The following is a 19211-nucleotide window of genomic DNA, read 5'->3' on the forward strand; positions in this document are numbered from 1 at the left end:
CACACTCTGACCAGATACCTCACTCGCCAGAGCGATAAATACAAAAAACCGGGCTTACAGGCCCGGTTTTTTACTGCTAGCTGTCCGCTGGTACTGGCTCAACTTCCAGGCTGTCCACCCGTTGCAGCCCCCGCGGCAACAGAGCCCCCCGGCGACCACGCTCACCCTGATAATGCGCCAGATCGGCAGGTTTCAGGGTAAGTTTGCGCTTGCCCGCATGCAGGGTGACACTGGCACCGTCCGGCACTACCGCCAGCTGCTTGACGAAGTCTTCCCGGGCCTGCACCTTGGCACCGGTAATACCAATCAGCTTGTTCCCCTTACCTTTGGCTAGCATCGGCAGGTCTTTCAGCGGGAACAACAACATCCGCCCCTCGTTGGTAACCACCAGGCATAACCCCGCATCCGCCTGAGACACCGGTACCGGTTTCAGTACTTCGCCACCGGCGGGCACCGTCAACAACGCCTTGCCATTTTTGTTGCGGCTTACCATGTCACCGTAGCGGCAGACAAAGCCGTAACCGGCATCGGAGGCCAGCAAATAGAGCCGTTCTTCCTCGCCGGTGAGCACAAAACGGGCCTGCTCGCCCGGGCTCAGGCTGCAGCGGCCGGTAAGCGGCTCGCCCTGGCCCCGGGCTGAGGGCAGGCTGTGAGCGTCCAGGCCATAGGCACGGCCGGTATTAGACAGGAACACCGCCATCTGGTTACTGCGTCCGGGCGCAGCATCAAGGAAACCATCGCCAGCCTTGTAGCTGAGCCCGGCACCGTCCACATCAACGCCCTTGGCGGAGCGGATCCAGCCTTTTTCCGACAGTACTATGGTGACAGGCTCGCTGGGGATCAACTCTTTTTCGCTCAATGCCTTGGCTTCTTCTCGCTCCACCAGCGGAGAGCGGCGATCGTCACCGTATTTGTCGGCGTCGGCCAGGATCTCTTTCTTGAGCAGGGTGCTGAGGCGACGCTCGGAACCAAGAAGCTGCGCCAGCTTGTCGCGCTCGGCAGCCAGATCGTCCTGCTCGCCGCGGATCTTCATTTCCTCAAGCTTGGCCAGGTGGCGCAGTTTCAGCTCAAGAATGGCTTCGGCCTGAATTTCGGTCAGCCCGAAACGCTCCATCAGCACCGGCTTGGGCTCGTCCTCGGTACGAATAATGTGGATCACCTCATCAATGTTGAGGAAGGCGATCAGCAGGCCGGCCAGAATATGCAGCCGGGCCTCGACCTTGTCGAGCCGGTGCTGCAACCGGTTGCGCACGGTTTCCCGGCGGAACTGCAGCCATTCGGACAGGATCCGGTCCAGCGTCTTCACCTGAGGCCGGTTATCCAACCCCAGCATGTTAAGATTGACCCGGTAGTTCTTCTCCAGATCCGTGCTGGCAAACAAGTGCTGCATCAGCTGCTCTACATCCACCCGGTTGGATCGGGGAATGATCACCAGACGGGTCGGGTTTTCGTGATCCGACTCATCCCGCAGATCCGCCACCATAGGCAGCTTCTTGGCCTGCATCTGGCCGGCGATCTGCTCCAGGATCTTGGCACCGCTGGCCTGATGCGGCAGCGCCGTTATTACTATGTCGCCCTGCTCCATTTGGTAGACGGCGCGCATTTTGATGCTGCCCTTGCCGGTTTCGTAAATCTTCTGAATATCGGCTCTGGGAGTGATGATCTCGGCCCGGGTCGGGTAATCGGGGCCGGCCACATGGGTCATCAGCTCGCTCACCGTGGCCTTGGGGTTGTCCAGCAGGTGCACACAGGCGTTGGCCAGCTCACGCGCGTTGTGAGGCGGAATGTCGGTAGCCATGCCCACGGCGATACCGGTAACCCCATTGAGCAGTATGTGCGGCAGCCGGGCCGGCAGCATGCGCGGCTCCTTCATGGTGCCGTCGAAGTTGGGGATCCATTCCACCGTGCCCTGGCCTAGCTCGGACAGCAGCAGCTCGGAGAAGCGCGACAACCGCGCCTCGGTATAACGCATGGCGGCGAACGACTTGGGATCGTCCGGAGCCCCCCAGTTGCCCTGGCCGTCTACCAGCGGATAACGGTAGGAGAAGGGCTGGGCCATCAGTACCATGGCCTCGTAACAGGCAGAATCACCGTGCGGGTGATACTTACCCAGCACGTCGCCCACGGTACGGGCCGACTTTTTGTGTTTGGACAGGGCCGACAGCCCCAGTTCGCTCATGGCGTAGATAATACGGCGCTGTACCGGCTTGAGACCGTCGCCGATATGCGGCAGGGCCCGGTCCATGATTACGTACATGGAGTAGTTCAGATAGGCCTGCTCGGTAAAGGTGTGCAGCGGCAGGCGCTCCACCCCTTCCATGGTAAAATCTTGATTCATATTGTTTTATATCCTCAGGCTAGGGGGTCGACCATGTTGCCCTTGGTTTCCAGCCATTCCCGGCGATCGCCGGAACGCTTTTTGGCCAGCAGCATGTCCATCAGCTTTTCGGTGGCCTCGGCATCTTCTACCGTCAATTGCACCAGCCGGCGGGTGTTGGGATCGAGCGTGGTTTCCCGCAACTGCTTGGGGTTCATTTCACCAAGACCTTTAAAGCGGGTCACTTGTACCTTGCCCTTTTTCTTCTCGGCACGAATGCGCTCCAGTACGCCGTCGCGCTCGTCTTCGTCGAGGGCATAGAACACTTCCTTGCCCACATCAATGCGATACAGCGGTGGCATGGCCACAAACACATGCCCCGCCGCCACCAGGTGCCTGAAGTGGCGCACGAACAGGGCGCACAGCAGAGTCGCGATATGCAGACCGTCAGAGTCGGCATCGGCGAGGATACAAATCTTGCCGTAACGCAGACCGGATAAATCATCCGAGTCCGGATCCAGACCGATGGCCACCGAAATGTCGTGCACTTCCTGGGACGCCAGTACCTGGCCGGACTCGACTTCCCAGGTGTTCAGGATCTTGCCGCGCAGCGGCATGATGGCCTGGAATTCCCGGTCCCGGGCCTGCTTGGCGCTGCCGCCGGCCGAATCCCCTTCCACCAGAAACAGCTCGCCCTGCATGGGATCAGAGCAGGCACAGTCGGTCAGCTTACCGGGCAGCGCCGGGCCCTGGGTCACTTTTTTGCGCACCACTTTCTTGGCCTGACGCAGACGCCGCTGGGCACTGCTGATACACAGCTCAGCCAGCTGCTCGGCCAGCTCAATGTGCTGGTTCAGCCACAGGCTGAAGGCGTCCTTCACCACACCGGAGACAAAGGCCGCGCACTGGCGGGACGACAGCCGTTCTTTGGTCTGTCCGGCAAACTGGGGATCCTGAATCTTCACCGAGAGGATATAGGCGCAGCGCTCCCAGATATCATCCGGAGTCAACTTGACGCCCCGCGGCAACAGGTTACGGAATTCACAGAACTCACGCATGGCGTCGAGCAGACCCTGACGCAGGCCGTTGACATGCGTTCCTCCCTGCGCCGTGGGGATCAGGTTAACGTAGCTTTCTCCCAGGGTTTCACCGCCTTCAGGCAACCAGCACAGGGCCCAGTCCGCCGCCGAATGCTCCGCCGAAAAACTGCCGGTAAAAGGTGTTTCCGGCAAGCAGGGGAAATCTTTCACCGCCTCAATCAGATAATCTTTCAGACCATCCTCATAACACCACTCCAGCGACTCGTTATTGGCCTTGTCATCGAAGCGAATGGTTAGCCCCGGACACAGCACGGCCTTGGCCCGCAGCAGGTGCTTGAGCCGGGTGGCGGAAAAGCGGGGGGAGTCAAAATAGGAGGCATCGGGCCAGAACCGCACCCGGGTGCCGGTGTTACGCTGGCCGCAAGTACCGGTCACGGTGAGTTCACTTACCTTATTACCGTGTTCAAAGGCCATTTCAAACACCTGGCCACTGCGGCGCACGGTCACATCCACCCTGGTACTCAGGGCGTTAACCACGGAAATACCCACCCCGTGCAGGCCGCCGGAGAACTGGTAGTTCTTGTTGGAGAACTTGCCGCCGGCATGCAGCTTGCTGAAGATCAGCTCCACCCCGGAGATACCTTCCTCTGGGTGAATATCCACCGGCATGCCGCGGCCGTCGTCGATCACCTCGAGCGACTGATCCTCATGCAGGATCACCTCTACCTTGCGGGCATGGCCAGCCAGGGCTTCATCCACGCTGTTGTCGATAACTTCCTGGCCAAGGTGGTTGGGGCGGGCAGTGTCCGTATACATGCCGGGACGACGACGCACCGGCTCCAGGCCATTGAGTACCTCAATGGCGTCGGCAGTATATTGACTCGATGTCATGTTGACCTTCGGTAATCAGGGATTATGACCGGATCTTACTACTCGAAGCCCATTGCTGGAAGAAGGAAGAAAAACAGCCGGAAACAGAGTGTGTGCAGAAATGGTGCAAAGTAAAAGCCGTCTGCAAGCAAGTGCCCATTGTCGGAGGTATCTGACAGAAAGTACCGGTGTCGCTAGAAGCAGCAGGTGGGGACTGCCGAAGCCGACCGTCAAATGTCAGGGATGACATTTGACGAGCGCCCATCGGACGTAAAAATATCTGATCGAACATTGAGTATGTTCGCAGCAGGAATTTTTAGTGAGTGGCATTCACCGAAGCGTGTCGGCGGAGTGCAACCACGCTGCTGCTTCGCTTTACGCAAATTTCAGGTTACTGGTGATATGCATCCCACGTAAAGTGTGGAAGCGAGAGCGGATTACAGCTGGAGAAAGCGAATAACCTGAGCGCAGTAATGCTCAAAGCCGATAAAAGAGTGATCGCCTCCCTTTTGAATGCATACCCGGGCAAAGCGGTAATAATCGAGGGCTTCCCGGTAGTCGAGCACTTCATCGTCCTGCTGTTGCAACAGCCAGATGCGCTCCAGGCAGCTTGGCTCGTTGATGCGCAAATCCGCCAGCTCGGTCATATGTCGCGAGGTCAGCACATAGCGTTCATGGGTGTAAGGGTTTTCCTGCTCACCCAGCCAGTCGGCCAGCAAAATATGGGGATTCACCGCCGGGTTGACCACCACCGCGCGCATGCCGTAATGCTCAGCCACCCGGGTAGCCCAGAAGCCTCCGAGAGACGAGCCCACCACTCCGAAGGGCGTGTTCAGTTGGTCACAAATAGACGCAATCTGAGCCCAGGCGGCGGCCGGTGTAGACGCCAGCTGAGGACACACCAACTCAATATCAGGCCGGTACTGCGCCAGATGCTCCTGCATCAGCCGGGCCTTAATAGAGTTGGGAGACGAATTAAAGCCGTGCAGATAGAGCAGGGTCGCCATCATCAATATCCTCTGGCACTGAAGTCGGGCACAAATGCATCGGGAGGCAATCGCCAGACGCGGGTACTGAGCCGGCCATCGGGATAAAGCGATAATTGCCGCCAGCCCGGTGCGGTATGGTCCAGGGCAAACTCGTCTGACAGCGGCTTAAACTGAATGCAGGTAGACGGGCTGGCCAGATAACGAACGCCTTGCCTCACTTCATCAAAGCCCTGATGTACATGACCGCACAACACTACTTTGCTGGCACAGTGGCGTTCCAACCGGGACTGCAGCACGTCGGCGTTGCGCAGATTATGCTGATCCAGCCAGGCACAGCCCACCGGCACAGCCTGATGATGGACCGCCACCAGCAAATGGTGATGCGGATAGGTGTCGATGGCCTCATCCAGCATGGCCAGTTGGCCATCACTCAGCCGGCCACAGGTTTCACCCTGCGCCTGCGAGTCAAGTAACAGCACCTGCCAGTGCTCGCCCAGCAAATGTTTGGCCTGACTGATGCCGGCAGCATCCAGCTCCGCCTGCATCACGGGAGCTTCATCATGGTTGCCCGGCAGCCAGAACACCGGCGGTGCCAGCTCTGCCATCATGGCAACAAAATGGCGGTAAGATAAGGCACTTTGATCCTGAGACAAATCACCGGTAGCCAGAATGCCGTCGCAGCCTGTCATCTCTTCCTTCATGGCATTCACCACCGCCCGGCAGCTGTGCCAGGTAGGCACACCCAGCAAGTCGCCATCGATACTGGCAAACAAGTGAGTGTCGGTGATCTGGGAAAGCTCAATTACGCCGCTGGCGGCATGGCTGCCGAGAGGGAGAGTGGAAAGCGTCATTGCCTCGCTCAAAGCTGTTTAACCGTGCTGAATCCGTGTTGCAGGCAACATCTCAGCCATTCGGCCAGAAAGAAATTTACCTGTTCCTTTTCGTTACGGTGATGCATGTTTTTATTGGGGTAATCATAACTCGGCTGCAGGGCCGAAATCTGTTGACTGGAACACACTTCGGCCATTCGTACATCGTGATAGAGCCGCACCCGCACCTTCATGCGCATAAACACCGGCAAGCCGGGAGTACACTGCTCGATAGACACATGCCAGGTGTAAGGAGCGGTTTCCAGTACCCGCAATACAAACAACACCTGCTCACTGATGCCCACCGACAGGATCTCTCCCTCCCGCGCTTCATGGGGCAACAGTTTCATCAGTGCCATATAGTTGGTGTCGCAGGTACGCTGTAATCCCTTAAGATCAGGCACATGCTTGTTACGGGTACTAACAGAAATCAACTTTTCTTCCTCTCCTCCTCGGCATGATTACTTCTGCGGCCACAGTCCGGATTTCCGGTTCAGCGCCAGCCACTGCAAGGCAATCACACTGGCAGCGTTATCTATTCTACCATCCGCCAGCCATTGCATCGCCTGCGCCCTTGGCAAACAGTGCACCCGAATATCTTCACCTTCACCCGACAAGCCCGCATACGTCGCTGCCTGTGTGGCATCCACTTCCCCCACAAACACGGTGATGCGCTCACTACAGCCGCCCGGACTGGAAAAGTAACTCATGGCCCGGGTCAGCCGGCCCAGGGTCAGCCCAGCCTCTTCCTGCGCCTCACGGCGCACCACGGCTTCTTCCGACTCACCGTTTTCCACTATGCCAGCCACCACTTCCAGCAGCCAGGGGCTGTCACCATGATGTATGGCCCCCACCCTGAACTGCTCCACCAGCACCACTTCATCTCGTACCGGGTCGTAGGGTAATACCGCCGCTGCATGACCCCGGTCAAACAACTCCCGGGTTAACTCTGGCCCCCAGCCCCCAGCAAACAGGCGATGACGCAAGCGGACCTTCAGTAAGCGAAAAAAGCCTTTATAGCCATTCTCTTCGGCCACAATCTGCATATCCTGCCGCCCAAAACGGGCATTTTTGTTGTTACTCATGCTTGCTCCTTGCTTGACATTCCGGCGGCAAAAATTAGACTGAAACGCCTTAGTGAATGAACGTTCATTCTCTTGCAATATGATATTAAAACCAGCCGGCTCATTCAAAACCGCCATGCCGGATTAATAATACTCATGTTACCGTTATACTGAACAGACGAAAACCGACTGCCTGCATGTGTCGGGCATCATGGCTCAACTCGCTATACAAGGCCCATTCATGAAAAAAACACTGTTGTCGACCCTGGTACTACTGTGTACCGCAGGCCCGGCCCAGGCCGAAAACCTGCTGGAAATTTATCAGCAGGCCACACAAAACGATCCTCAGGTACGCGAGGCCAAGGCGCGCCGCGATGCCGCCTTTGAAAAAATCAACGAATCCCGCGCTTCCCTGCTGCCACAGGTCGATTTAAGTGCCGGAGCCAACTATACCCAGAGCAACCGCGACGATCAGCGGACCGGTACTTTCACCAATGCCGGCGTCAACCTGAATCAGGCGCTTTACCGCAAATCGAACTGGGTAAACCTCAATATTACCGAAAAGCAGGCAGCCCTGAGTGAAGTGAGTTATAAGCAGATTCAGCAACTACTGATTGTACGTGCTACTCAGGCCTATTTTAATGTGCTGAATGCCGAAGACGCCCTGAGCTTTGTGCAATCCAACAAAGAAGCGGTAAGCCGCCAGCTGGAGCAAACCAAACAGCGCTTTGAAGTGGGCCTGAGCGCCATGACCGACGTCCATGAAGCCCAGGCTCAGTATGACCAGGCGCTGGCTGATGAAATTATTGCCCGCAATGCTCTCGATAACAGCAAGGAAGCGCTGCGAGAGCTGACCGGCATGAGCTACGACCAGCTGGCCCCTCTCAACACCGACAGCTTCAGCCCCCAGGCACCGGTCCTGCGGGCCGATGGCTGGCTGGAGATAGCCCTGGAACAAAACCTGGAGCTGCACGGCCAGCGGATTAACAAAGACATCGCCAATGAACAAATTGATCTGGCACAGACTGGCCACCTCCCTACGCTGGATTTAAATGCCGGCCTCAACAGCACTCACAGTGATTATAAAAATGCCAACCAGGGCGATGGCACCCTTAATGAAGGCACCATTGGTGTTTCCTTTAATCTACCTATTTACTCCGGCGGTGCCACCAGCTCTCAGGTCAGCCAGGCGCAATATAACTATGTCGCAGCGAGCGAGTTGCTGGAAAAGAGCTTCCGTTCAGTACAAAGCAGTGTCTACTCTTCCTACAACGATGTTACCGGCGCACTTGGCTCCATTCGGGCTTTTGAACAGCTGGTTGTCTCCGCAGAAAGCGCGCTCAGTGCCACCGAAGCCGGCTATGAGGTAGGCACCCGCACCATCGTGGACGTACTCAACGCCACCCGCCAGCTGTATGATGCCAAACAAAAGCTGTCGTCTGCCCGCTACAACTACATTATCAATCAGTTGCAGCTCAAGCAGGCCGCCGGCAACCTCACCGAACAGGATCTGACCGACATCAACAACGGCCTGCAACGTTGATCAAAAGGGGAAGGCTCGGTCTTCTCCTTTCCAGCCTAACCTGTCGTCACTCCCACGAAGGTGGGAGTCCTATGCGATATGTCATGGACCTCCGCCTTCGCGGAGGTGACGATAGAACTGAATAAGCCGATGGCTCTTGGGAAAGACTTTGATAAAGAAAGGCTTAGGCCTTATCTTCCCTTGTATTCCGCACCAAATAAGGAACTGACGTGTTTAAAATGATTCTGGGCATCGCCCTGGTGGCACTGGTCGTGCTGTTTTTTTATCGCTCACAAGGCAACAAACAGGCCGCCGCCGAAAACATAGAAAAAGGTGACGCCTTTCTGGCCGGAAACAAACAGCAGGAAGGGGTAAAAACCACGGCTTCCGGCCTGCAGTATATGGTCCTGCAGGAAGGCACCGGCACTGTCCATCCCAAAGCCAGTGACAAGGTCACCGTGCACTATCATGGCACCCTGCTTGACGGCACCGTCTTCGACAGCTCGGTCGCACGGGGAGAAACCATACAGTTTGGCCTCAAGCAGGTCATTAAAGGCTGGACCGAAGGCCTGCAGCTGATGGTGGAAGGCGAGAAAACCCGCTTTTTCATTCCCGCCAGTCTGGCCTACGGCAACCGCGATGTCGGCACCATACCGCCTGGCTCCGTGCTGATTTTTGACGTAGAACTGTTCAAGATCAACTGATCGCCGTCAACGGCTCTCAGTGCCGGGTGCGGCCATACCGGCCCGGCGCATTAACCATCCGGCAATGCCCCCCAACAGTATAATGCGCAATACATGGTGAAAGATGACCCATGATGGTTCAAGCCCGGTGACCAGTGCCAGGTAAATCATGGCTTCCACCGCTCCCGGTGCGTAAGCCAGCCATACCTGAAACACAGGCAGCTCAAGCCACCAGGCTACCAGCCACGCCCATAATAGCGACACCAGTGAACTCGACAGACTGACCAGCAAGCCCGCAGCCAGCAAGGCGGCCATTTCTCGCGCCGGTAAGGGCCGTAACCGGCTGCCCACCAGTGCTCCCAGCAATACCATACTTGCCGGAATAAGCCCATCCACCGGCAATATTGACTCCCCCAGCCAGGCAGCACAGATGCCAGCCACCAACACGCCGGAAAGAATGTGACTGGCCGGCACCCGCAACCATTCCAGCAGATGACCACCGCCCCAGGCCAACACAACCAAAGCCAGAGAAGCAGGCGCAGACAGCGTCAGCTTCGCAGGCTCTGGTGCCAATGGCACCCATTCCAGTACCATGGCAACACTGACCGAGCCTACCAGAGCAATCACGCGTACCGTTTGCGATAGAATCACACGAATGGGATTATCGAGTTGAGTCGCCAGCGCCGCCATGACCGACAGAGCACCGGGCGATGAACCCATGGCAGCCTCCTGCCGGGACCAGCCCAGCCGGCACAGCAAGTATTGCCCCAGAGGAATTTGCGTGGCCAGACACAGTAAAAGCCCCGCCACACTGATTAGCAGTGAGGAGGGGCCTGGTAAATGTAAGTCCAGACGCAGCCCTACGGCAACACCCAGGCAAGCCTGAATCAGCGGAAGCAGCCACCGGGGCAAGGCAACGTTCACCCCCAGCAATACCGCCCCGGCAACCGCCAGCATGGCACCCAACAGCCAGTCGGAAGGAAAACCGGCCCAATGGGCCAGCCCTCCTCCGGCTGCGCCCAGCAACACCGTGCGCAGCCAGGTGCTCATGCCTTGGCAGCCGGCTGTTCCTGCCGGGCTGACCGTCGGCGACGGCTCATCATCAGCGGCAACACCAGCACCAGCACGCTCAGGCCCCACAACGTCAGGGTCACGCCGTTTCCGAACAATATGCTCCAGTCACCAGCGCTGATGGACAAAGCTCGGCGCAGGTTGTCTTCCAGCACCTCCCCCAGTACCAGACCGAGGATCACCGGTGCCAGGGAAAAGCCCAGTTTACGCAGCAGAAACCCAAAGACGCCCAGCAGTATCATGAAGAACAGATCGAAGCTGGCCCCATGAATGGAGTAGATGCCTACAAATGTCAGCATGACGATCACTGGTACCAGGTAGGCCTGACGCACGCTCAGCATACGTACAAACACTCCGACCAGAGGCAGGTTCATGATCAGCAGGGCAATGTTACCTACGAACATGGAGGCGATCAGTCCCCAGGCAATGTCGGGTTTCTGAGTAAACAGCAGAGGACCCGGGGTCACATCGAACAGCAGCAAGGCACCCAACAGAATGGCGGTGGTTCCCGAACCGGGAATACCCAGCGTCAGCATGGGAACCATGGATCCGACTGCTGCCGAGTTGTTGGCCGCCTCCGGGGCAGCCAGACCACGTACGTCTCCCTGGCCAAACTCATTATGCTCACCGGCCAGACGCTTTTCTGTACCGTAGGCCACGGCACTGGCGACAGAAGCACCGGTACCAGGCAGTACGCCAATCACAAAGCCAATCAGGGTAGAGCGCAGCACGGTCCAACGTACTTGCACCAGATCTGCCGCCTTAACAAAAGACTTACTGACTTTTTCCAGCCGGCCACCACCACCGTAGTGATGCTCCACCAGCAGCAGAATTTCACTGATAGCGAACATGCCAATCACGACGACCAGAAAATCGATACCATCGAACAGGCTGGTAATGCCAAAGGTAAAACGCAGCACGCCGGTGCCGGAGTCCACGCCCACGGTTGCCATGGTCAGACCGATAAGCGCGCCAATCACGGTTTTTACCGGACGAGATCCCACCATTGATGCCAGACAGCACAGTGCAAACACCATCAGTGCCACAAACTCGGCAGGACCAAAAGTCACTGCCAGCCGGGTCAGCAGCGGGGTAAAGATAACCAGCAATATCAGTGCCCCGATGGAGCCGGCGAAAGAAGATACCGCCGACAGCGCCAGCGCCCGGCCACCCTCTCCTCGCTTAGCCATGGGGTGTCCGTCCAGAGTGGTCATGATTGCACCGGCATCACCGGGTACATTCAGCAGAATACTAGAAATACGGCCACCATATTCGGCTCCATAATAAACTCCTGCCAGCAAAATAATGGCTGAAGCCGGTTCCAGGCCGATGGAATAAGCCAGGGGAAGCAGAATGGCAATGCCGTTGATGGGACCAATACCCGGCAGGGCCCCCATCAGGGTACCGAAAAAACAACCTGCCAGAACCAGTCCCAGGTTCATGGGTGTCAGGGCTACGGCAAAGCCGCTCGCCAGTGTAGACAGAACATCCATGGGTCAACCTCCAAAAATAGTGCCCACCGGCACATTCAGCTCCAGCAGCCAGCTCAGCAGCAGATGTCCCATACCGCCAAGAATTGCGGAGTACAGCAAGGCTGCGCGCCAGCCCAGGCCAAACAAACGGGCAAAAATGGTGCCCACCAGCCAGGTCGCCAGCACAAATCCCAGCCATTCAAAACACCAGGCATAAGCCAGCAAGCACAACACCACCAGTACATGGCGCAGAAACAAACCACCGGTATAGGCCTGCTTCAGACGATCAGGCCGGATAGCCAGCCACAGCGCCGTCCCAAACAACAAGACCGCCAGGATCAGCGGTATGGCCTTGGGTCCTACAGGTTCATATTGAAAAGGCACATCCAGTTGCCAGGCGGCGGCCCCCAGGGCCACCGCCAGCACCATCAGCGCCAGCGAAAAACAACGATCCGCCATGACGCCCCCTTATTTGAGCAGTCCCATTTCACGGGAAAGGGTCTGGAATTTCTCAATTTCAGCCTTTACATAGGCGTCATATTCATCACCGGCGATGGACAGAGGGAATAACCCCTGGTGATCGCGTACTTCGGCAAATTCCCCGGTCTGATAAAGCTCATTAAACTGCTTCACCCAGTAATCGTACGCTTCATCAGATGCATCCGGCGCCATATAGAAACCACGCATGATCGGCCATTCCATGTCATAGCCCTGCTCTGAAGCGGTAGGAATATCCGCGAAATCACCATCCAGCCGCTTGGGTGACAACACGGCCAGCACTCTGACGATCCCCGCATCCAGCTGTCCCTTGATCTCGGACATGTCCCCCGGATACACCTGAATATGATTGCCAAGTACCGCCGCCATGGCATCACCGCCTCCCTCATAGGCCACATAGCGCATAGTACGAGGATCAAGCCCGAGGCTGCGGTACAGAAACGCGGCCTTCATCCAGTCCTGGCTGCCCACGGTACCACCGGCCCCAAATACCAGCTTGTTGGGGTTGGCCTTCAGATCCGTCGCCAGCTCTTCCAGGCTGTTCCAGGGAGCATCGGCCTTGACAATAATGGCACCATAGTCGGCACCGATGGCACCGACCCAGCGAGCATCATCCACGTCCAGCTCCCGACCAAACTTGTGTAGAGCCAGGTTAAGGGAAGATCCGGAGCTGAACGCCACCACAGCGTTATTGTCTTCACGCCGGTTGCTGTTCATATGGGTATAGGCCACGGCACCTACACCACCGGGCATAAAGGTGACCCGCATCGGCTCTTGCAGCAAACCGGACTTGTCCAGGCCAGTGGTCAGGATGCGACAAGTCAGGTCAAAACCTCCCCCAGGCTTGGCGGGGGCAATACATTCAGGTTTGTCGGGGGTGAATCCGGCACTGGCTGTACCGGTCATCATCAGCAGGCCAGCCCCCAGCAGGGCTTTGGTCAGGGAATGCAGCTTCATAACGTTTCTCCTTGTTTACGGTTCCATGGCACACTCTCGGCCACTTGAAGCCAGCCCCTTGTGTTTAAATCAACGTTATTAACAAGGGGTTTACAATTGCTTATGCTAGCGACGCAAGCTGTCATCAGGCTGTCATGGAAGAAAAGGGCTCAAAACATGCGTATTCTTGTGATTGAGGACACCATCCTGCTAGGTGAAGCCATTGCCGACCGGTTGCAGAAACTCGGGCATGGCACCGATCTTATCGGCAATGGCCGTCAGGCCGCCGATTGGCTGCGCCATCAACAGGTCGATCTGATCATTCTGGATCTCAACCTGCCAGGCCTGAATGGCGATGCTCTGCTGGCCGAGCTGCGCCAGCGGAGAAACGTGACACCGGTATTGGTTCTTACCGCCCGGAATGGCATCGATGATCGTATCAAGTTGCTGGATCTCGGTGCCGACGACTACCTGGCCAAGCCCTTCGACTTTGGCGAGCTGGAAGCCCGGGTTCGCGCTCTGCTACGCCGGCAGCAGGGCTATGCTTCAGATATAAGCAAACACGGTAACCTGGTGTTCAACCGCACAGCCAAAACCGTCACAATCAATGGCGAGCCCTGTACTTTGGTCAACCGGGAGTTCCGGTTACTGGAGATTTTTCTCGGCGCGCTGGAGCGGGTAATGAGCAAAGAAGAGATCACCGACAAACTGTTCAATGCCGACGAAACTCCGTCTTCCAACACCATTGAGTTGTATGTGGCCAGGCTGCGCAAGAAGCTGGCGGGCAGCTCAGTGCATATTCAGACCCTCCGCGGCCTGGGCTATGTGGCCCATGTACAGCCCTCAGAAAACACACCATGACGGACAAACCGCGCCATCCGGCACTGCGCCGTCGTCTGCTGACACTGAGTGGAATCATCCTGGTAAGCCTGGCATTACTCACTCTGGTGCTGATGCACGGCTATGCACGTAGAACCGCCGATAGCAGCTATGATCTGATGCTGGGTAGTGCCGTGCTGCAGCTGGGCCAGTCGGTACGCCGTACCAGCCAGGGCTTTACCGTAGATCTGCCAGTGGCGGCCTTTGCCACTCTGGCCCAGGCCCGGAACGATCGGGTATTTTACCGTATTAGTGTTAACGGCGACGTATTGACGGGCTATCCAGACTTGCCGGCTCCTCCCCCGCGTTCACTCTCTAAGCAGCCCCTGACGCAAGCCAGGCCTGACTTTTTTAACGTCATCTATCAAGGCGAACCAATCCGGGTGGCCAGGCTGTTCAGGCTTAATACGGAACGCTTGCCACCGGATGAAATCGTGATCGAGCTGGCCCAAACCCGACAGGCTCGTAATGCCATGGCTGACGACATGCTGCATCCGGCACTGGAACTGATGTTGGCAGTGCTGACTGTTGCCCTGGGTTTACTATGGCTGGGCATCTACTATGCCTTTTCCCCCTTCCGGCAGCTGGCCCGGGCGCTCGAGCAACGCTCTCCCAAAGCACTCACCCCACTGGCACTACCACTACCAAAAGAAACCCTGCCTCTGCTTGATACCATTAATCACTTTATCGCCCGCCAGCAGGAACTGCTGGAGCGGGTGGAATCCTATACATCAGTCGCCGCCCATCAGTTACGCACCCCTTTGGCCACCCTGCGTGCTCTGTGCGAAAACGCCCGGGACGAAACCGATGACGCCCGCCGGCAACAGCTACTGCATCAGCTGATTGAGCAATGCGACCAATTGTCGCTGACGGTGCGGCATTTGCTTAACCAAGCGATGCTGGATCACCGCTTTCATAGCCTGGAGCCTGAGCCGGTAGCGCTCAACGAGCTAACCCGCCGCGTATGCATGGAGCTGGCGGTGCAGGCTTTGCACCGAAGAGTAGAACTGGCGTTTGAGGCTGCACCAGCTGAGGTTCATATTAAGGGAGATGCCTTTGCCCTCACCCAAATGCTCAACAACCTGATTGAAAACGCTGTGGCCCACAGTCCGGAACACGGCCTGGTGGAAATCGGCGTAGCAATGGATGGACGCATTTACATCCGCGATCAGGGGCCCGGCATTGCCGGTGATGAAAAGGAAAAAGTATTTGAGCGCTTTTACCGGGGAACAGCCAGCCGCCATCATGGCAGTGGCATGGGCATGGCCATCGCCCGGGACGTGGCCGAGCACCATCATGCTTACATTTATCTGGCCGACAATGTTCCCCATGGTCTGATGGTGGAAATTCGTTTTAACGCAGAGGCACTGTTATGAACTGGCGATACTGGTGTATGGCTCTGCTGTGCTCGCTGACCGCGCATGCGGAGCAAACGGTACAACTGCCTGCACTGGATACTCAGCAACAGCAACTGGTACTCTACAGCGCTACCGATTATCAGCACATGGCACCACTGCTGCAGGCCTTTCAGCAACGCCGGCCCCATGTTGCCATTCATTTTGTGGATCTCAATTCCCAGCAACTGTACCAGAGGTTTCTCGATGAAGGCACCCACTCCCCGGCTGATTTGCTGCTGAGTTCAGCCATGGATCTGCAACTGAAACTGGTAAACGATGGTTATGCCCGCCCCTGGCGTTCCGAACGTACCGAAGCACTCCCCCCCGGCACCCACTGGCGTCATGAATTATTTGCCATCACAGTAGAGCCGGTAGTGATGGTGTTCAACCGTACACAGCTGGCGGAGTATGCCCTGCCCCACAGCCGCCAGGAATTACTGGCCCTGCTTCGCCGGGATCCGGAACGCTTTCGAGGACGTATTCGCACCTATGATATCACTCAGAGCGGTGTGGGTTATCTGCTGGCTACCCAAGACAGCCAGCAGGGTGAAAGTTACGGCAGGCTGCTGGAAGCCTTTGGCGGACTGTCGGTGCTCTTGGGAGAAAGCAGTAACGAAATGCTCAATGACCTCATCGACGGCCGTGCCATACTGGGCTACAACCTGCTGGGATCCTACGTCAACGCCGCCATGGAAAAACACCCTCAACTGGTGGCCATTGCCCCTCATGATTACAGTCTGATCCTGATGCGTCTGGCACTTATCCCCCGCCAGGCAAAACACCCAAAGCTGGCTGGCGAGTTACTCGATTTTATGCTGTCCCCCGCAGGCCAGACCGCGTTAGCCGAGGGCGGCCTGCTGCCGCTGTTAACTCCCGATGCCGGGCTGACCATCATCCCACAAGGCCCGGTCACCCCCATTCCTCTGAGCCCGGCGCTGCTGCCAGCACTGGATCCGCTAGACAAACAAGGCTTTGTGCGCAGCTGGATTGATTCGCTGGCCCCCTGAACCAGGGGCAAAAAAATGCCGGCCCGAAGGCCGGCATTGCATTAGAGAGCCATCTCCCCCTCAGCGGGTACGAATAGCCTCGATAATGGCGGTGGTAGAACAGCCGTCTTCAAAATTGAGTACTGTCACCTCGCCGCCATTGGCAGTCACTTCGGCATAACCGGCGATGTCTTCGGGTTTATAATCGCCGCCTTTGACCAGAATATCAGGCAGCACACCGGCGATCAGCCGCTGGGGAGTATCTTCGGCAAAAGGCACCACCCAATCCACCGCGCCCAGCGCTTCCAGCACCGCCATGCGTCGTTCCACCGTATTGACCGGCCGGCCTTCGCCCTTCAGCGCCCGCACCGACTCATCGGTGTTCACCGCCACAATCAGCCGGTCCCCCAGTTTGCGGGCATTGTTAAGGTAAGACACATGGCCGGCATGCAGAATGTCAAAGCAACCATTGGTCATCACTATTTTTTCGCCACGGCGACGGGCTGCTTCAACGACAAATTTGAGTTGCTGTTCGCTGACTACCCCCATGCCCGATTCGGGTGCGCCGTACAGGGTATTAGCCAGCTCAATGGCGGAAACCGTGGATGTCCCCAGCTTACCGACCACAATGCCGGCGGCCACATTGGCCAGGGCGCAGGCTTCTTCCAAATTCAGACCCGCCGCCAGGCTGGTAGCCAGCGTGGCGATCACGGTATCGCCGGCACCGGTCACATCATAAACCTCGTGCGCACGAGCCGGCAGATGCAGCTCGCCCTCCTCCCGCCGGATCAGGGTCATACCATGTTCAGAGCGGGTCACCAGCAGCGCCTGCAGCTCAAAGCGTTTCACCAGCTCCCGGCCCCGCTCTACCAGCTCCTGTTCATCTTTTACTTTGCCCACCACGGCTTCAAACTCACTCATATTGGGGGTGAGCAAAGTCGCACCGCGGTATTTTTCAAACTCAGTGCCCTTGGGATCAACCAGAACCGGCACACCGGCCTCGGCTGCCGCCTTGATCAACTCCTGCACCCGGGCCAGAGCACCTTTGGCGTAGTCTGACAATACCACCACACCGGCATCACTCAACGCTGCCTTGTGTTTGTCGGTCAGCGGCACCGCATCGTCGGCATTAAAGCCGTTCTCAAAATCCAGCCGCAGCAGCTGCTGGTTGCGGCTCATCACCCTGAGCTTGGTAATGGTAGGGTGGGTGGCGTGACGAACAAAATCACAGTCTACTCCTACCGCCAGCATGCGTTCCTGCAAGGCATCGGCAGCTTCATCGTTGCCGGTCAGCCCCAGCAGACGGGCTCCGGCTCCCAATGCCGCAGCATTCAGTGCGACGTTAGCAGCACCACCCGGGCGTTCTTCATTGTGCTCAACCTTGACCACAGGCACCGGGGCCTCGGGAGAGATGCGTCCGGTAGGACCCGACCAGTAACGGTCCAGCATCACATCCCCGACAACCAACACCCTGGCACTGTTAAATTCCGGCAGCTTGATCTTCATAGGCAAAGACTCTTTAACACGTGGAAAGAGCAAATAATATCACAGCCAACACGGCCTTGGGGTCGCGGGTGGCCATTAACGCCGGAGTTCTTTAAAATCCGACCATTCTTCTTTGACTGGCGTTGTTACATGCAAACACACCGGCTTCCTTCTTTTCGTGCAGCGCTGCTGCATCCTCGCTTCTGGCCTGCCTGGCTGGGACTCGGCGTGCTTTGGCTGCTGGTTACCCTGTTGCCCTGGCGCGCCCAGATGGCGCTGGGCAGGACACTGGGCCGGCTGGCCATGACATTACTGAAGTCACGGGTAAAAGTGGCACGGCGCAACCTGGAACTGGCCCTGCCTGAACTGGGAGAAGCTGAACGTGAGCAGTTGCTGAAGGCTAACTTTGAAAGTGTGGGTTGCGCCCTCTTCGAAACCGGCATGGCCTGGTTCTGGCCCCACTGGCGTATGCGCGCGATCACCACCATGGACGGCACAGAACATGTGGATGCCGCCGTAAGTCAGGGCAGAGGCATGCTGTTACTGTCTGCCCACTTTCTGACTCTGGAGCTTAACGCCCGTCAGTTTGGCCTTTATCGCCCTGGTGTGGGGGTATATCGTCCGAACACCAATCCGGTGCTCGAATTTGCCCAGGTACATGGCCGCTGCCGTTCCAATAAATATCTGGTGGACCGGCTCGATATCAAAGGCATGCTCAAGGCCCTGCGCGCCGGAGATGCGCTCTGGTATGCACCGGATCATGACTATGGCCGCCACGCCAGTGTATTTGTGCCTTTCTTTGCCGTCGACCAGGCCGCCACCATCACTGGTACCGCCACCCTGGCCCGGGTGAAGAAAACCGCCACACTGCCCTGTTTTACCCTGCGTGAAGAAAACGGCTACCGGCTGCTCATCCAGGCTCCGCTGGAAAACTTTCCGGTGGGCGATGACGAAGCCGATGCGATCACGGGTAACCAGGTGATTGAAGCGGCCATCCGCCGCGCTCCGGAGCAATATATGTGGTTGCACCGCCGGTTCAAGACCACTCCGGAAGGCGTCGCGTACCGCTACTGAAACAGTACTTAGCCAAACATCAGCCCCACGCGTTGCGTGGGGCTGATGTTTTTTGTATT

17 protein-coding genes are annotated in these 19211 nt (G+C 57.4%); 6 read left to right on the plus strand and 11 right to left on the minus strand.

Annotated features, from left to right (window positions below):
* Positions 1-76: 76 nt before the first annotated feature.
* The 6 genes from parC to nudF form a co-directional block, all read right to left on the minus strand.
* Complete coding sequence (gene parC, locus B6S09_RS04730) at positions 77-2338, minus strand: DNA topoisomerase IV subunit A (protein ID WP_094277350.1); 2262 nt, start codon at positions 2336-2338, stop codon at positions 77-79.
* A gap of 14 nt (positions 2339-2352) precedes the next feature.
* Positions 2353-4248 carry a DNA topoisomerase IV subunit B gene (gene parE, locus B6S09_RS04735; RefSeq protein WP_094277351.1) on the minus strand — a complete coding sequence of 632 codons (1896 nt, stop codon included), beginning with the start codon at positions 4246-4248 and terminating at the stop codon, positions 2353-2355.
* A gap of 416 nt (positions 4249-4664) precedes the next feature.
* Positions 4665-5237, minus strand: coding sequence for a YqiA/YcfP family alpha/beta fold hydrolase (locus tag B6S09_RS04740; RefSeq protein WP_094277352.1), 573 nt, complete (start codon positions 5235-5237; stop codon positions 4665-4667).
* Entirely contained in the window at positions 5237-6067 is an 831-nt protein-coding gene (gene cpdA, locus B6S09_RS04745) for a 3',5'-cyclic-AMP phosphodiesterase (RefSeq protein ID WP_094277353.1), read from the minus strand. The genes B6S09_RS04740 and cpdA overlap by 1 nt, the downstream gene beginning before the upstream one ends.
* Positions 6068-6075: 8 nt before the next feature.
* On the minus strand, positions 6076-6519 hold the full coding sequence (locus tag B6S09_RS04750) for a DUF1249 domain-containing protein (RefSeq protein ID WP_094277354.1): 444 nt from the start codon (positions 6517-6519) through the stop codon (positions 6076-6078).
* 27 nt (positions 6520-6546) lie between these two features.
* Positions 6547-7170 (minus strand): ADP-ribose diphosphatase, encoded by a 624-nt coding sequence (gene nudF, locus B6S09_RS04755; protein ID WP_094277355.1) that lies wholly within the window; start codon positions 7168-7170, stop codon positions 6547-6549.
* Positions 7171-7390: 220 nt separating this feature from the next.
* On the opposite strand from nudF, the gene tolC reads away from it, so the two are divergent.
* Both tolC and bamJ read left to right on the plus strand, forming a co-directional pair.
* Entirely contained in the window at positions 7391-8692 is a 1302-nt protein-coding gene (tolC, locus tag B6S09_RS04760) for an outer membrane channel protein TolC (protein WP_094277356.1), read from the plus strand.
* Positions 8693-8910: 218 nt separating this feature from the next.
* Positions 8911-9375, plus strand: a complete 465-nt coding sequence (gene bamJ / locus B6S09_RS04765; RefSeq protein ID WP_208321679.1) for a BamJ family beta-barrel-assembly machinery protein — start codon at positions 8911-8913, stop codon at positions 9373-9375.
* Between the two features lie 6 nt (positions 9376-9381).
* Here bamJ and B6S09_RS04770 read toward each other — a convergent pair whose 3' ends face one another.
* The 4 genes from B6S09_RS04770 to B6S09_RS04785 are packed head-to-tail and all read right to left on the minus strand — an operon-like array spanning position 9382 to position 13352.
* Positions 9382-10404, minus strand: coding sequence for an AbrB family transcriptional regulator (locus B6S09_RS04770; protein ID WP_094277358.1), 1023 nt, complete (start codon positions 10402-10404; stop codon positions 9382-9384).
* The gene (locus B6S09_RS04775) at positions 10401-11918 is read right to left on the minus strand and encodes a tripartite tricarboxylate transporter permease (RefSeq protein WP_094277359.1); all 1518 of its coding nucleotides are present in this window, start codon (positions 11916-11918) and stop codon (positions 10401-10403) included. The genes B6S09_RS04770 and B6S09_RS04775 overlap by 4 nt, the downstream gene beginning before the upstream one ends.
* Positions 11919-11921: 3 nt before the next feature.
* Positions 11922-12356: a tripartite tricarboxylate transporter TctB family protein gene (locus B6S09_RS04780; protein ID WP_094277360.1), complete on the minus strand. Its 435-nt coding sequence runs from the start codon at positions 12354-12356 to the stop codon at positions 11922-11924.
* A gap of 9 nt (positions 12357-12365) precedes the next feature.
* Entirely contained in the window at positions 12366-13352 is a 987-nt protein-coding gene (locus tag B6S09_RS04785) for a Bug family tripartite tricarboxylate transporter substrate binding protein (RefSeq protein ID WP_094277361.1), read from the minus strand.
* A 156-nt stretch (positions 13353-13508) separates the two neighbouring features.
* On the opposite strand from B6S09_RS04785, the gene B6S09_RS04790 reads away from it, so the two are divergent.
* From B6S09_RS04790 to B6S09_RS04800, 3 genes are read left to right on the plus strand one after another with little or no spacing between them, the layout of a single operon-like run.
* Positions 13509-14192 carry a response regulator transcription factor gene (locus B6S09_RS04790; protein WP_094277362.1) on the plus strand — a complete coding sequence of 228 codons (684 nt, stop codon included), beginning with the start codon at positions 13509-13511 and terminating at the stop codon, positions 14190-14192.
* The gene (locus B6S09_RS04795) at positions 14189-15586 is read left to right on the plus strand and encodes a sensor histidine kinase (protein WP_094277363.1); all 1398 of its coding nucleotides are present in this window, start codon (positions 14189-14191) and stop codon (positions 15584-15586) included. Before B6S09_RS04790 ends, B6S09_RS04795 begins: the two co-directional genes overlap by 4 nt.
* Entirely contained in the window at positions 15583-16614 is a 1032-nt protein-coding gene (locus B6S09_RS04800; RefSeq protein ID WP_094277364.1) for an ABC transporter substrate-binding protein, read from the plus strand. The genes B6S09_RS04795 and B6S09_RS04800 overlap by 4 nt, the downstream gene beginning before the upstream one ends.
* Before the next feature lie 60 nt (positions 16615-16674).
* Here the strand turns inward: B6S09_RS04800 and hldE are convergent, their stop codons facing one another.
* Positions 16675-18099 carry a bifunctional D-glycero-beta-D-manno-heptose-7-phosphate kinase/D-glycero-beta-D-manno-heptose 1-phosphate adenylyltransferase HldE gene (hldE, locus tag B6S09_RS04805; RefSeq protein WP_094277365.1) on the minus strand — a complete coding sequence of 475 codons (1425 nt, stop codon included), beginning with the start codon at positions 18097-18099 and terminating at the stop codon, positions 16675-16677.
* Positions 18100-18228: 129 nt separating this feature from the next.
* Here hldE and lpxL point away from each other — a divergent pair, with 129 nt between their 5' ends.
* Positions 18229-19152, plus strand: a complete 924-nt coding sequence (gene lpxL / locus B6S09_RS04810; protein ID WP_094277366.1) for an LpxL/LpxP family Kdo(2)-lipid IV(A) lauroyl/palmitoleoyl acyltransferase — start codon at positions 18229-18231, stop codon at positions 19150-19152.
* Positions 19153-19211: the final 59 nt, after the last annotated feature.

The sequence above is a fragment of the Oceanimonas baumannii genome, from assembly GCF_002245495.1.
GTDB lineage: Bacteria > Pseudomonadota > Gammaproteobacteria > Enterobacterales > Aeromonadaceae > Oceanimonas > Oceanimonas baumannii.